Raw genomic sequence first — 14,563 nt, 5'->3', positions numbered from 1 at the left:
ATTCCCATGTCCGCACCCCTGATCCACACCCGGGTCGATCACCGTGACGGTGACGATGTCTGGTTTCGCTTCACCCTGAGCCAACTGCCAGCAGCCCCCTGGAAACTCCACTTCTGCCTCGCCCGCCAGATCGATCCCCACTCGATCGAAGGGGGCTCCCTGGAGCGCCAGAGCGGCAGTTACAAGGTCATGGTGCCCCATGAGGGGGGGAGCGAGCTGCGCTTCTGCTGTCGCAACACCCCGCTCAAGCATGACTCCGATATGCCCAAGGGTTTCTTCCTGAGCCTGGAGAGCAAGGGGCAGCTGCAACCCCTGGTGCTGAAGGGGGAAGACCTTGGCCTGACCAACCCGCCTTCCCCGGGACCCGATCTGCCACAGGTGGAGGCCGTCAACGGCCTCGTGCCCCAACCCGCCCACCTGATTTATACAGAAGGCAACTTCCGGCTGGCCGAGCGGGCCCACGTCGGCGGTCCCGTTCCCCTCGCCTCCCTGCTAGCCCATTTCAACGAGCTGACAGGCCTGGCCCTGACCCAGGATCACGATGCGGAGATCCACCTCGTCGAGGCGACACTTCCCCCCGAGGGGTATGAGCTCACCATCACCCCTGAGGAGATCGTCATCCGGGCCGCCGGCGAGGCGGGCTGGCGCCACGGGCTGGTGAGCCTGGCCCAGTGGGCGCTGCAACACGGAGAGAGCCTGCCCTGCCTGACGGTGCGGGATGCACCGCGCTTCGGTTTTCGCGGCATCTTCCTCGACTGTGCCCGCCACTTCCACTCCATCGCCACCCTCAAGCGCCTGCTCAAGCAGATGAGCCTCTACAAGTTCAACCGCTTCCACTGGCACCTGACCGACGACGAGGGGTGGCGCCTTGAGATCAAGGCCTTCCCCCAGCTGACCGCCGTGGGTGCCTGGCGCGGCCATGGCCTGGCGGTGGGGCCCCAGCTGAGCGGCGGCCCCGACCCTTATGGCGGTTACTACACCCAGAGCGAGGTGCGCGAGCTGGTCGCCTACGCCGCCGGGCTTGGCATCACCATCATTCCGGAAATAGACATCCCGGGGCACTGTCACGCCGCCATCAAGGCGCTGCCCGAGCTGCTGGTGGAAGAGGCAGACCGCTCCCGCTACCTCTCGGTGCAATATTTCGACGACAACGTGCTCAACCCGGCCCTGCCCGGCACCTACCGGTTCCTGGACGCCGTGATGGACGAGGTGTGCGATCTCTTCCCAGGGAGTCAGGTTCACATGGGGGGTGACGAAGTGCCCACCGGCGTCTGGACCGACAGTCCCGCCTGCCAGCAGCTGATGGCCGAGCAGGGGTATCAGGATTGCCGCGAGCTGCAGGGGCACCTGCTGCGCCACTGCCAGCAATACCTGGCTGGCAAGGGCAAGCAGATGCTGGGGTGGGAGGAGATTTTGCACGGTGACAAGGTGAGCCGGGAGGCCACCGTCTTCGCCTGGACCAGCTTCCAGGCCGGCCTGGATGCCGCCGCATCCGGTTACCCCGTGGTGATGGCGCCTGCCCAGCACCTCTATCTGGATCTCGCCTGGAGTCAGGACATCCACGAGCCGGGACTCTACTGGGCGGGTACCCTCAACCTGGCGCAGGTGCATGCATGCGATCCTGCCCCGGCCGATTTCCATGCCAACGATAACATCCTGGGGGTGCTGAGCCCCTTGTGGTCGGAACTGATCACCTCTCGCGATCGTCTCGACTACATGTTGTTCCCGCGCATGCTGGCCACGGCAGAGGTGGCCTGGAGCACTCCCGCCCGCAAGGTGTGGGAGCACTTCGTCGCCCGTCTGCCCGGCCAGCTGCACATCCTCGACCAGTTGCAAGTGCGTTACCGGGTGCCACAGAGGTAGTGTTATCTTTTTCTTTTCGGCGACCTTTTGGTCGCCGTTTTTTTACCCATCGACAACAAAAACCCAACCTAGCCCCTACTTTTCATCTGCCTTTGTTGGCAAAATAAGGCCCCCGATGAAACCAGACAGGGGATGCACCTCCCTGCGGTTCCGCCACAATAACAATCAGCAAACAGATCGGAGCTTACCCTTATGGCCCGCAAACACGCCCAGGTCGTGGACAGTGAAGTGGAATTTCCCGCCGACGTGCAACTCGTTTCCACCACGGATCTGCGCGGCGTCATTACCTACGCCAACCCCGCCTTCTGCCGCATCGCCGGTTACCAGGTCGATGAACTGGTCGGCCACAACCACAACCTGGTTCGCCACCCCGACATGCCCAAGGCCGCCTTCGCCGACCTCTGGGATCGCCTCAAGGAGGGCAACCCCTGGCGGGGAGTGGTGAAAAACCGCTGCAAGGATGGCCGCTATTACTGGGTCGACGCCTACGTCACCCCCATCTACGAGCACGGCAAGATAAGCGGCTACCAGTCGGTGCGCTGCAAGCCCGACCCCCAGCTCAAGCAGGCTGCCGCCCAGGCCTATCGGGCCCTGCTTTCGGCCGAGCAACGGGGCACCCCGGCCCGCCCCTCGCTGCGCCGCTTCAGGCCGCTGATGCTCGGCCTGCCGCTGCTGGCGCTGCTGGTCTGGGCCGCCCTCACCCAGGGCCCCCTCACCGCGCTGCTGATGCTGCTTCCCCCCCTCGCCATTGCGGGCACCTACTGGCGCGAGCTCATCGCCTTGCCCCGCTATCTCAGGCAGCTCGGTCAGCAATATGACAGCCTGACCCGGCTGGTCTATTCGGGGGATGCCCCGGGTGCCATCGCCGATTTTCACCTGAAGATGCTGCAGGCCCGGATCCGCACCGTGCTGGGGCGGGTCGACGATGCCACCCATCCGCTTCAGGCCCTGGCAACCGATCTGCAGGACTCCTCACACCGCGCCTTCCTCGACATCAACGAGCAGGATGCCCAGACCCAGCAGATGGCGGCCGCCATGACCCAGATGGCCAGCACCGCACACGAAATCGCCCGCAACATCCAGGACACCAACGGCCAGGTGACCGAGGCACGCAGCAGTTGCCAGAGCACGGTGGAACAGCTGGACCAGACCCAGCAGCAGATGACCAGGCTGGCCAGCCAGGCGGAGCAGGCCTTCCACTCCGCGGTGGAGCTCGCCAGCGAGTCGGAGCGCATTGGCAGCGTGATGGGTGAAATCCAGGGCATCGCCGAGCAGACCAACCTGCTGGCCCTCAACGCCGCCATCGAGGCCGCCCGTGCCGGCGAGCAAGGGCGCGGCTTTGCGGTGGTGGCGGACGAGGTGCGCACCCTGTCGACCCGTACCCACAAGGCGACCGAGCAGATCCAGGGCAGCATCAGCCAGATCCAGCACACCCTGGAACGCTGGCAGGGCATGATGCAGGACAACCTGGCCCAGACCCGGGAATGTGTCGAGATGACCCGCCAGGGATCAGGCAACCTGCACCTGGTGCTGGGGGAAATCGATCAGGTGACCGAATTCTCCACCCAGATCGCCGCCGCGGAGCAGCAGCAGGTGGTGGTGGAGGAGATCAGCCGCAACATCCACCAGATCTCCGAATACTCCCGCGCCAACAGCCAGAAGATCCAGGCGGTGGACGACTCCAGCCAGGAGCTGCTCAGGCGGGCCCGCGAGCTCAGGGGACTGAGCCAGACCTTCGGCTGACAGATTGCAAGCCCCATGACAGAAGCGCCACAATGGCGCTTCTGCTGTTTTTGACGAGCCATCATCATGAGAACGAACGCGCCCCCTCTGGACAAGACGGCCCGCATCGAGGCGATCCTCGCCCTGATCCCCCCCGGCCGCGTGGTGAGCTACGGCCAGGTGGCGGATCTCGCGGGCCTGCCCGGACGGGCCAGGCTGGTGGGAAAAGTCTTGCGGGAGACCGACAAGGTGCTGCCCTGGCACCGGGTGCTGGGGGCGGCAGGCACCATTTCGCTGCCAAAAGGATCCGCAGGCTTTGACAAGCAAGCGGGGCTGCTGCAGGAGGAGGGGGTGCCCGTGATTGGCGGGCGGGTCAGGATGCGGGAGTGGCAGTGGCAGCCCGACCTGGCCGAGCTGCTCTTTCTGGTTCCCTTCTGACGAGGCTGGCACGCCCCGAAGGGATGGGGGCTCTTGCAACAAAGGGAGGGCCTCTGTGGTCGCCCTCCGTCACGTTCTCTTCCCTAGTCGCCGGCAATGGGTCCCAGAATGTCATCGCTGCGCACCTGTACCGGGATGGTCTCATCCTCCCGTTGCAAGAGCACCAGCAGACTCTGTCTGTCCACCTCCAGCACATAGGCTGTCCCTTCACGGGTCAGGCAGGTCATGCCCGGCCGTATTTCATGTATCTCCATGACAACTCCCTGTCTTGCGCTGCCATCCATGCAGCCATTCCAGTATATCGCCATCCACCAACAAAGAAGCCCCTCGCAAGGGGCCTCTTTCATCATGCTGTGAGCGGCGTCGCCATCAGGCTTTCTTCGCCTTGGGCAGGCTCTCCTGCCATTTTCCGTTGTCGTAATGGGCTGTCCAGCCGGTCGCCTTGCCGTTGACCTCGGTCATCACGTACTGCTCCTTGGTCTTGCGGCTGAAGCGCACCACGGAGGCGTTTCCGTCAGGATCTGACGCCGGGGCGTCCGCCAGGTACTGGTGCTTGGGGGAGAGGCGATCGCGGAAGCGCTTGAGCTCCTCCACCAGGGGCGCACGGGTCTCGCGGGATTTGGGGAAGTTGCTGGCGGCCAGGAAGAGGCCGGCGGCGCCGTCCCGCAGCACGAAGTGGGCGTCGGACTGGGTGCATTTCAGCTCGGGCAGGGGTACCGGATCCTCTTTCGGCGGCGCAATGTCGCCATTTTTCAGGATCTTGCGGGTGTTCTTGCAACTCTCGTTGGTGCAACCCATGTATTTGCCGAAACGGCCGTTCTTGAGCTGCATCTCGGAGCCGCAGCGATCGCACTCGATGCTCGGCCCTTCGTAGCCCTTGAGCTTGAACTGCCCCTGTTCCACCTCGTAGCCATCGCAATCCGGGTTGCGACCGCAGACGTGCAACTTGCGGCTGTCGTCGATGATGTAGGCGTCCATGGCGGTGCCGCAGATCCCGCAGCGATGCTTGGCACGCAGCGCATCGGTTTCCGCCTCGTCCCCGTCGGTGGCGGAGACGAACTCGTCCGCACTGACCAGGTTGATGGTCTTCTTGCAGCGCTCCTTGGGCGGCAGGGCATAGCCGGAGCAGCCGAGGAAGACGCCGGTGGTGGCGGTACGGATACCCATCTTGCGGCCACAATCCGGGCAGTCGATATCGGTCAACACCATCTGGTTGGCACGCATGCCCCCCTCTTCATGGGGCTTGTCGGCCTGCTCCAGCTCCTGGGTGAACTCGGCGTAGAAGGCGTCGAGCACCTTCTTCCACTCCAGGCTCCCCTCGGCGATGCCGTCGAGCTTGTCTTCCATCTTGGCGGTGAACTCGTAGTTCATCAGCTCGACGAAGTTTTCCACCAGGCGGTCGGTGACGATCTCCCCCATCTTCTCGGCGAAGAAGCGGCGGCTCTCGACCCGCACATACCCACGGTCGACGATGGTGGAGATGATGGAGGCGTAAGTGGACGGACGGCCGATGCCGCGCTTTTCCAGCTCGCGCACCAGGGCCGCTTCGGTGAAGCGGGCGGGCGGCTTGGTGAAGTGCTGGCGCGGATCCAGCTTGACCAGTTTCAGCACCTCACCGACGGTCACCGCCGGCAGCTGGCTGTCTTCACCCTTGCGGCCCATGGGCGGCAGGGCCTTGGTCCAGCCGGCGAAGCGCAGGGTGCGGCCGCGCGCCTTGAGCTCGAACTCCCCTGCCTTGACGGTCAGGGTGGAGGAGTCGTACTGGGCCGGGGTCATCTGACAGGCGACAAACTGGCGCCATATGAGGTCATAGAGCCGCATGGCATCGGGCTCCATCCCTTCCAGCATCTCGGCAGTCACCTGGACGCTGGAGGGGCGAATCGCCTCGTGGGCCTCCTGGGCATTGGCCTTGGCGCCGTAGAGGTTCGGCTCGCTCGGCAGGTAGGCGGCACCATACTGCTCGCCGATGTATTCCCGCACCGCATCCACCGCCTCTTTGCTGAGGTTGGTGGAGTCGGTACGCATATAGGTGATGTAACCCGCTTCATAGAGACGCTGGGCCATCATCATGGTCTTCTTGACCCCGAAGCTCAGACGGGTAGAAGCCGCCTGCTGCAGGGTGGACGTGATGAAGGGAGCGGACGGCTTGGAGCCGGTCGGCTTGTCTTCCCGGTTGACCACCTTGTAGTCGACCCCTTCCAGGGCCGCCACGGCGGCGAAGGTCTCGGCCTGGGTCACCGGCTTGAAGTCGGCACCGTTGCGGCTGACCACCTCCATGCGCAGCTCGCTCTTCTCGGCGGTGAGCAGGTCGGCGTTGAGATCCCAGAACTCCACCGGCACGAACGCCTTGATCTCGCGCTCCTTGTCGACGATGAGGCGCACCGCGACGGATTGCACCCGACCGGCGGAGAGGCCGCGGGCCAGCTTCTTCCACAAGAGCGGGGAGACCATGTAGCCCACCACCCGGTCGAGGAAACGACGGGCCTGCTGGGCGTTGACGCGATGAATGTTCAACTCGGACGGCTGGGCGAACGCCTCCTGGATGGCGCTCTTGGTGATCTCGTTGAACACCACGCGCTTGTAGCGGCTGTCGTCGCCACCGATGATCTCGCGCAGGTGCCAGGCGATCGCTTCCCCCTCTCTATCCAAGTCGGTTGCGAGATAGATGGTGTCGGCCTTGGCGGCCAGACTTTGCAACTCGCTGACCACTTTTTCCTTGCCGGGCAAAATCTGGTAGTTGGCCTGCCAGCCTGCGGTCGGGTTGATGCCCATCCTTGAGAACAGGGCGTTGCGATCCTTGGCCGCCTTCTCGGATTCGCTGAGCTTGATGCCGCGAATGACAGGTTTTTTGGGCTCGGTGCTGGCGCTGCCGCTGGTCGGCAGATCGCGCACGTGGCCTACGCTGGATTTCACCACGTAGTCCTTGCCCAAATATTTGTTGATGGTCTTGGCCTTGGCCGGAGACTCCACGATGACCAGTGATTTGCCCATGCTGTAACTATTATCCTCATTGCACCCGACGGGGTTGGCGTGCGGTTTTGTGGGGCTGTATAAGAGATTTGACGGGAAAAAGCAATCTTGCGGGTCAATTTGCCCGACAGCCCGAACCGCCCTGCTTCTTTATTTATTAATGCGAAGCCGGGGCGCGGGAAGCAACCGCTTTTTTGTTTTTATGCTATATCCCCCCCTTTTTTAGATTGGAAATGACATATCCAGCCACCCTTGTGACATAAAAACCCATTCTGGTTATCAGCTTGTTACAAAGGATGAAATCTCTTTATAATGGCCGCACACCGCAGCTTTGTGCGCGGAAGGAACCGCTCCCCATATAAAAATCGAAAGGATGTGATCATGAAGCACTTCGAGGTCAACTTCGACGGCCTGGTCGGCCCCACCCACAACTATGCCGGCCTCTCCTATGGCAACGTCGCCTCCCAGAGCAACGCCAAAGAGGCCTCCAACCCCAAGGAAGCGGCCAAGCAGGGGCTGCGCAAGATGAAGGCGCTGACCGACCTCGGCATGGTGCAGGGCGTGCTGGCCCCCCAGGAGAGGCCGGATCTCGCGACCCTGCGCCGCCTGGGCTTCACCGGCAACGACGCCAGCGTCCTGGCCCAGGCGGCCAGACAGGCCCCCGCCGTGCTGGCCGCCTGCTACTCCGCCTCCAGCATGTGGACCGCCAACGCCGCCACCGTCTCCCCGAGCGCCGACACCCAGGATGGCCGCATCCACTTCACCCCCGCCAACCTGACCAACAAGTTCCACCGCTCCCTGGAGCCCGAGGTGACCGGGCGCATCCTGCGGGCCGTGTTCAACAACGATCGCCACTTCTATCACCACCAGCATCTGCCGGAGAACGACCACTTCGGTGACGAAGGCGCCGCCAACCACACCCGGCTGTGCCGCGCCTATGGCGAAGCGGGGGTCGAGCTGTTCGTCTATGGCCGCAGCGCCTTCGACGTCTCCCAGCCCGCCCCCAAACGCTATCCGGCCCGGCAGACCCTGGAGGCGAGCCAGGCCATCGCCCGCCTGCATGGCCTTGGGGATGAGAGCGCCGTCTTTATCCAGCAGAACCCGGACGTGATCGATCAGGGGGTGTTCCACAACGACGTCATCGCGGTGGGCAACCAGAACGTGCTCTTCTTCCACCAGCAGGCGTTCCTCCATACCGAGGCGGCGCTGGCCGAGGTGCGTACCAAGTTCGGCGACGGGGAACTGCACTTCATCGAGGTGCCGACCAGCGAAGTGTCGGTGCAGGATGCGGTGAAATCCTACTTGTTCAACACCCAGATCCTCACCCTGCCATCCGGCGAGATGGCGATCATCGCCCCCACCGAATGCCGCGACAACCCGGCGGTGTCCGCCTATCTGGCCAGGCTGGTGACCCTGGGCACCCCCATCAAGGACGTCCACTACATGGACGTGAAGCAGAGCATGAGAAACGGCGGCGGCCCCGCCTGTCTGCGCCTGCGGGTCGCCATGAACGACACCGAACTCGCCGCGGTCAACCCTGCCTGCCTCATCACCGACAGCCAGTTTGCCCGCCTGGATCAGTGGGTCGAGAAGCACTATCGCGACAGCCTGGCGCTGGACGATCTGCGCGACCCGTCCCTGGTGCTGGAGACCCGCACCGCCCTGGACGAGCTGACCCAGATCCTGAAACTGGGTTCCGTCTACCCCTTCCAACGCTGAGGTGCGCCATCGGCCTGCAGAGCCGACGCAATAAAAAAAGAGAGCCGGGCAATGCCCGGCTCTCTTTTTAGTCCTTTGCACTGAGCTATAAAACCTGTTCACGAGCTGTAGCGAGAGATCGTCAGCAAGGTGAAGAGCAGCGCAGGAACCGGAGTGTGTAGATACACATGAGGATTCCGAGCAGCACATGAGCCTTGATCACGACCTCGCAGTAAGCTCGAAACAGGTTCTCAGCGCCAGGGGCTCTGCTGCCACAGGCGGCCGAGGGCCCCCTCCAGCCCCAGTGCCGCCTGCTTGCCAAGCTTCTGGGTCAGGCTCCTGGGTTTGCTGTAGCGGATGCCGACCACCTTGTGATGGCTGGCCTGGGCCAGCAGGTAGTCATCGCTGGTGCAAAGCGCATCCACCAGTCCGAGCTGCTTGGCCTGGCTCGCCAGCCAATGCTCGCCGGTGGTCACCTTGTCGATGTCGAGACCGGGTCTGTGCTCGGCCACGAAGGCCTTGAACTGTTCGTGGATGGCCCCCAGCTCCTCGCGAAACTTCTCCCGCCCCTGATCGTCGTTCTCGCCGAACATGGTGATGGTGCGCTTGTACTGGCCTGCGGTGTGCATCTCGAATTCGATGTCGTGCTTCTTGAGCAGCTTGTTGAAGTTCGGCATCTGGGCAATGACACCGATGGAGCCGACGATGGCGAACGGCGCCGCCAGGATCTTGTCCGCGACGCAGGCCATCATGTAGCCACCGCTCGCCGCCACCTTGTCGATGGCCACGGTCAGCGTGATGTCCTTGTCCCGCAGCCGCTGCAACTGGGAGGCGGCCAGGCCGTAGCCATGCACCACGCCGCCGCCGGATTCGAGGCGCAGCAGCACCTCGTCCCCGGGCCGGGCCACGCCTATCACGGCACTCACCTCTTCCCGCAGGGAGGCCACTTCCTTGGCATCCATGCTGCCGTTGAAGTCGATGACGAACAGCCGGCTGCGCTCATCCTCCCCCTTGGCTTTGGCCTTGTGCTCGGCTTTGCGGGTCTTCTCCATCTGCTTGCGCTCGGCCTTGCCCGCCAGGGCTGCCTGCAGTTGATGGCGCCCCTGCTCCAGCTCGCCGGAGAGATCGGTCACCACCAGCTCCCCCTTGCGGGATTTGGGCTGGCGGCTGCTCGCCACCATCAGGATGACGGCGCCGATGGCCAGCAGGAAGGTGAGGGTCTTGGCCAGAAACAGGCCGTATTCGGTCAAAAATGCCACTTGATGCTCCGCTCAATGTCCGGTTTTTTCACATAGTAAGGAGTTTGCCCCCCTCGCGCAAAAACTCTGCCATCTCCCGTGCCAAGGGCGGAGGGATCGACGCTATCGCCCTGTTTTATTCACATTTTTGCCGTCTCATACTGGTCAACTGCCGGGCCGGGTCAGTACACTTGCCCACTCGATTCGTTGCGCCAAGCCGCCAGGCATTGTTAACAGGAGTCCACATGCTCGACTATCAGGCCCCCCGTGATCTGCTCAAGGACAAGGTCATTCTGGTGACGGGCGCCGGTGACGGCATCGGCCGCGAAGCGGCCCTCACCTATGCGGCCCACGGTGCCACCGTGATCCTGCTCGGGCGCACCAGTGCCAAGCTGGAGGCGGTCTACGACCAGATTGAAGCGGCCGGTCACCCCCTGCCCGCCATCGTGCCAGTGGACTTGAAAGGGGCTACTGCCGCCCACTACCGCGGCATGGCGGAGACCTTCGCCCAGCAGTTCGGCCGCCTCGACGGCGTGCTGTTCAACGCCGGGCTGCTCGGCACCCTGTCGCCGTTCGAACACATTCAGGAGCAGGAGTGGGACGAGGTGATGCAGGTCAACGTCAAATCCGAATTCCTGCTGACCCAGGCGCTGCTGCCCCTCCTTCGCCAGACCGCCAAGGAGCAGGGCGAGGCGTCCATCGTCTACACCTCCTCCAGCGTGGGCCGCAAAGGGCGCGCCTACTGGGGCACCTATGCCATTTCCAAGTTCGCCATCGAGGGGATGATGGAGGTGCTGGCGGACGAGCTGGAGAACACCAGGGTGCGGGTCAACACCCTGAACCCGGGCGGCACCCGCACCAGGATGCGAGCCAGCGCCTTCCCGGCGGAAGATCCGCAAACCCTCAAGACCCCGGCCGATCTGATGCCCCTCTATCTCTACCTGATGGGGCGTGACAGTCAGGGCCAGAGCGGCAAGACCTTCGTGGCCCAACCCAAATAAATCAACAAATCAACCGGATGGGATTACAGTGAAGAGGGGGTGCCAAGGCGCGCCCTGTTGAATCCCATCGGCCCCAGACAGGTTGCACTATGTTTCGTCCCAAGAGCACGTTTGAGCAATGGCGGATCTTTCAGGCGGTGGTGGACTGCGGCGGTTATGCCCAGGCTGCCGAGGCGCTGAACAAGAGCCAATCCTCCCTCAATCATGCGGTTGCCAAGCTGCAACAGAGTCTGGGGGTGGCCCTGCTGGAAGTGCGGGGACGCAAGGCGGTGCTGACGCCGGCGGGGGAGATCTTCCTCAAGCGGGCGCGCCAGCTCAGCCAGCAGGTGGAAGAGCTGGAGAACCTGGCCAACAACCTGGAGCGGCAGTGGGAGCCGCAGATCAACCTCTATGTGTCCGTGGTGCAGCCGCGGGAGCGCCTCTACCGGGCGCTGGCCCACTTCTACCCCCGCAGCCGCGGTTGCCGCATCAACCTGCATGAGCGGATCCACTGCCACTTCAATGCGCTGCAGGCGGGAGATCTGATGCTCTCCGAGCACCTGCCCCAGGATCGCACCGGCCTGCCGCTGGACGAAGTCTGTCTGCTTCCTCTGTGCGCAGCGGACCACCCCCTTGCGGAGCAGGGAGAGCCCATCACCGCCGAGGTGCTGGCCAGCCACAACCAGATAAGCCTGCATCCCCCCATCCACCGCTCGGTGGACTGGAACGATGCGGACGACACTGGCTGGAAGGCGACCCACTATCACGAGGTGCTCAACATGGTGCGCCTTGGCATGGGTTACGCCTGGGTGCCCCGCCACCTGGTGCAGGAGGAGCTCGCCGAGGGCTCGCTGGTGCAGCTGGATCTCACCGGCGGCAGCGAGCGCTATCTCTACACCTACCTGCTCACCCCCTCGGTGGAGGCGCTGGGGCCGGCGGCCGAGCTGCTGCTGCGCTGCCTGCGCATCGAATACCAGGGAGACAACCCCAGGTAAGGCCGCTTCTTCCCCGCACGACCGGGGCACTGGTGCCGGCACATCCGGGCATCGGCTCCCCTTTGCATCCCCTATACGTTGGGGACCCGCCAGCAGGCGGCCAGCGCCATCAGCGCCAGGGCCGCCGCCACCATGAAGACCCCGTGGAAGCTCCAGAGCTCCGCCACCGTCCCCGCGATGGCCCCCGCCATGATGGAGCCGGTGCGGATGCTGTTGGAAAAGAGCGTGGTCGCCACCCCGGCGCGCCCCGGCATCAAGTCCTGGAAATAGGACATGCCGATGCCGGCCACGATGCCGATGAAGATGGCATTGAGCAGTTGCAGCGCAATGAGGGCATGCTGGCTCGACAGGGTCACGAGACCGCCATAGAAACCGACCCCGGCCAGTACCGCCAGCAGCATCATGGGCCGCTTGCCAAAGCGCCGGGTGTAGTAGCCCGCCAGCAGCATGAAGGGGATCTCCAGGGCCGCCGCCGTGCCCATCAGCAAACCGGCCAGCTTCTCCTCCAGCCCCAGCTCGCGAGTGATGTAGAGGGGCATGTTGATGAGGTACATGCTGTTGCAGGTCCACATCAGGGTGGAGGCGATGAAGAGCGCCCGCACCGACGGATCCCGCCAGCTGCTCACCCGCTCCACCTCGCTGTCCATCACCGGCAGCGGCAGGGAGGGAAGCCAGCGCCACACCACGAAGGCGCAGATGACATAGGCCAGCGCCGAGGCCAGATACATCACTTTGAAGCCGTAGCCGATGGCGAGCGCGAAGGCGATGGGCGGCCCGATCACCCAGGCCAGGGAGAACTGGGCCCGCAGCACCGAGCTGAACATGTCGGCCTGTTTGTTGCGGCTGTCGGCGTATTCCCGCGCCAGGGCGAACAGCTGCGGGCTGGCGGTGGCGGTCAGGCTCGCCAGCAGCACCCCCAGGCTCACCAGCAACCAGTACTGCCGGTTCCAGGCAAACAGCAGGGAGAGCACGATGCCGGCGAAGCAGCAGCGCAGGATAAGCTGCTTGCGATCCCCCTTGTTGTCGGAGCGGTGGCCGAGCCACTGGCTGATGAGGATGCCGATCACCGCGTTCACCGTGTAGAAGAGCCCCACCAGGAAGGGACGCACCTGCACCTCCTCGGCCAGAAACAGGCTCAAGGTCGGCACCTGCAGCGCCACCGCCACCCCGGTCATGAAGGTCACGGCGAGAAACGAGAGAGAGACGGGATCCGGCCTCTTGCGGGCAGCAGACAGCAAACTCATAGAGATACCATTGATATGGAAGAAAAAAAGGAGCCAGATGCGGGCGGGCTTGGCGTATGGCGGCGGCTATTTTATGCCATTATCAACAGCCACCTCAAGGGTTGCGGGGGGGCGTCCAAGTCCGTACATTGGAAGCCCATCCAGCGCCAGTACAAGGATTTAACATGTTTGATTTTGACCGGGAAATAGATCGCAGCGGTACCATGAGCCTGAAATGGGACAAATACAAGGGTCAGGATGTCCTGCCCATGTGGGTCGCAGACACCGACTTCGTCTCTCCCCCCGCCGTACTGGAGGCCCTTACCAAACGGGTCGCCCACGGCATCTTCGGCTATTCGCGCCCCTCTCCCCGGCTCATCGAACTCATCGTATCGCGTCTGGCCAGCCGCTATGGCTGGACCATCCAGCCCGAATGGCTCGTCTTCCTGCCCGGGGTGGTGCCGGGCCTCAATCTCGCCTGCAAGGCCTGGAGCCAGCACGGGCGCGGCATCATCACCCCCAAGCCGGTCTACTACCCCTTCCTGCAGGCACCGGGCTTCAATGACCGCCCCCTGCTCACCGTCCCCGTGGTGGAGGAAGAAGGCCGCTGGGTGCTGGATCTCGAAGAGCTTGAGCGTCAGGCCCCCTCGGCGGATCTGCTGCTGCTGTGCAACCCCCATAACCCGGGCGGCACCGTCTTCACCCGGGAAGAGCTGCTGGCCATCGACGCCATCGCCGAGCGCCACAACCTGGTGATCTGCTCCGACGAAATCCACTGCGACCTGCTGCTGGACAAGGATGCCCGCCACATCCCCTATGGTGCCCTGAGCCCGGAGGCGGCCGAACGCTCCGCCGTCATGATGGCGCCGAGCAAGACCTTCAACATCGCAGGGCTGTGCTGCTCCTTCGCCGTGATCCCCAATGCCCGCCTGCGGCTCAAGCTGCAACAGGCGATGCGCGGCATCAGCGCCGACGTCAATCTGCTGGGGTTCGTGGCGGCCGAGGCGGCCTATGAGGGGGGCGAGCAGTGGCTGAATGAACAGCTCGACTACCTGGCCGGCAACCTGGCCCTGATCGAGCAGGCCGTGGCCCGCTGGCCCGGCGTCAAGCTGGCCCGCAACCAGGCCACCTACCTCGCCTGGATCGACATGAGCGCCCTGGGCCTGGACGATCCCGTCGCCTTCTTCGAACAGGCGGGTGTGGGTCTCTCTCCCGGTGCCCAGTTCGGCAACGGCCAGTTCGTGCGGCTCAACTTTGGCTGCACCCGGGCCCGTCTCACCGAGGCCCTGGCCCGCATGGAGAAAGCCATTCTCCAGACCCGCTAGCGAACCGTCCCGGGCGGCGGCCCCAGGCCGCCCGATGCGCGCAAAAGCGGTAAAATCCGTTCAGCTTCCCGTCTGATACGGATAAGATGAGGCTCATCACCGGATGAGCCC

Annotated in this window: 11 protein-coding genes; 7 read left to right on the top strand and 4 right to left on the bottom strand. The window is 63.9% G+C overall.

The genetic code is table 11. From position 1 onward, the window contains the following. The first annotated feature begins 6 nt into the window (after positions 1-6). The 3 genes from AB7E19_RS17845 (at position 7) to AB7E19_RS17835 (ending at position 4,023) form a co-directional block, all read left to right on the top strand. Positions 7-1,863, top strand: coding sequence for a beta-N-acetylhexosaminidase (locus AB7E19_RS17845; protein ID WP_427936103.1), 1,857 nt, complete (start codon positions 7-9; stop codon positions 1,861-1,863). A 192-nt stretch (positions 1,864-2,055) separates the two neighbouring features. After that, positions 2,056-3,606, top strand: coding sequence for a methyl-accepting chemotaxis protein (locus tag AB7E19_RS17840; protein WP_427936101.1), 1,551 nt, complete (start codon positions 2,056-2,058; stop codon positions 3,604-3,606). Positions 3,607-3,672: 66 nt separating this feature from the next. Further along, a complete protein-coding gene (locus AB7E19_RS17835; protein ID WP_039040524.1) occupies positions 3,673-4,023 on the top strand; it encodes an MGMT family protein in 351 nt (116 codons plus the stop codon). Positions 4,024-4,106: 83 nt separating this feature from the next. Here AB7E19_RS17835 and AB7E19_RS17830 read toward each other — a convergent pair whose 3' ends face one another. Then, positions 4,107-4,277: a hypothetical protein gene (locus tag AB7E19_RS17830; RefSeq protein ID WP_164882955.1), complete on the bottom strand. Its 171-nt coding sequence runs from the start codon at positions 4,275-4,277 to the stop codon at positions 4,107-4,109. A gap of 115 nt (positions 4,278-4,392) precedes the next feature. Beyond that, positions 4,393-7,014 (bottom strand): type I DNA topoisomerase, encoded by a 2,622-nt coding sequence (gene topA, locus AB7E19_RS17825; RefSeq protein WP_010673895.1) that lies wholly within the window; start codon positions 7,012-7,014, stop codon positions 4,393-4,395. 360 nt (positions 7,015-7,374) lie between these two features. Here topA and astB point away from each other — a divergent pair, with 360 nt between their 5' ends. Continuing rightward, a complete protein-coding gene (gene astB, locus AB7E19_RS17820) occupies positions 7,375-8,712 on the top strand; it encodes an N-succinylarginine dihydrolase (protein WP_039040522.1) in 1,338 nt (445 codons plus the stop codon). Between the two features lie 230 nt (positions 8,713-8,942). On the opposite strand, the gene sohB is transcribed toward astB, so the two are convergent. Beyond that, positions 8,943-9,950, bottom strand: a complete 1,008-nt coding sequence (gene sohB, locus AB7E19_RS17815) for a protease SohB (protein WP_103243541.1) — start codon at positions 9,948-9,950, stop codon at positions 8,943-8,945. Positions 9,951-10,174: 224 nt separating this feature from the next. Here sohB and AB7E19_RS17810 point away from each other — a divergent pair, with 224 nt between their 5' ends. Together AB7E19_RS17810 and AB7E19_RS17805 are read left to right on the top strand one after the other, a co-directional pair. Further along, a complete protein-coding gene (locus AB7E19_RS17810) occupies positions 10,175-10,930 on the top strand; it encodes a YciK family oxidoreductase (protein ID WP_427936096.1) in 756 nt (251 codons plus the stop codon). Between the two features lie 89 nt (positions 10,931-11,019). After that, positions 11,020-11,904 carry a LysR family transcriptional regulator gene (locus tag AB7E19_RS17805; RefSeq protein WP_202042901.1) on the top strand — a complete coding sequence of 295 codons (885 nt, stop codon included), beginning with the start codon at positions 11,020-11,022 and terminating at the stop codon, positions 11,902-11,904. Between the two features lie 71 nt (positions 11,905-11,975). On the opposite strand, the gene AB7E19_RS17800 is transcribed toward AB7E19_RS17805, so the two are convergent. Next, complete coding sequence (locus AB7E19_RS17800; RefSeq protein WP_041212605.1) at positions 11,976-13,148, bottom strand: MFS transporter; 1,173 nt, start codon at positions 13,146-13,148, stop codon at positions 11,976-11,978. 164 nt (positions 13,149-13,312) lie between these two features. Between AB7E19_RS17800 and AB7E19_RS17795 the strand changes: the two genes are divergently transcribed. Further along, positions 13,313-14,452 (top strand): MalY/PatB family protein, encoded by a 1,140-nt coding sequence (locus tag AB7E19_RS17795; RefSeq protein WP_010673889.1) that lies wholly within the window; start codon positions 13,313-13,315, stop codon positions 14,450-14,452. Positions 14,453-14,563: the final 111 nt, after the last annotated feature.

The sequence above is a fragment of the Aeromonas sp. genome (genome assembly GCF_050252055.1).
Classification (GTDB): domain Bacteria; phylum Pseudomonadota; class Gammaproteobacteria; order Enterobacterales; family Aeromonadaceae; genus Aeromonas; species Aeromonas caviae.
The sequence above is the reverse complement of the archived record's forward strand: the minus strand, read 5'-3'. Positions and strand labels throughout refer to the sequence as shown.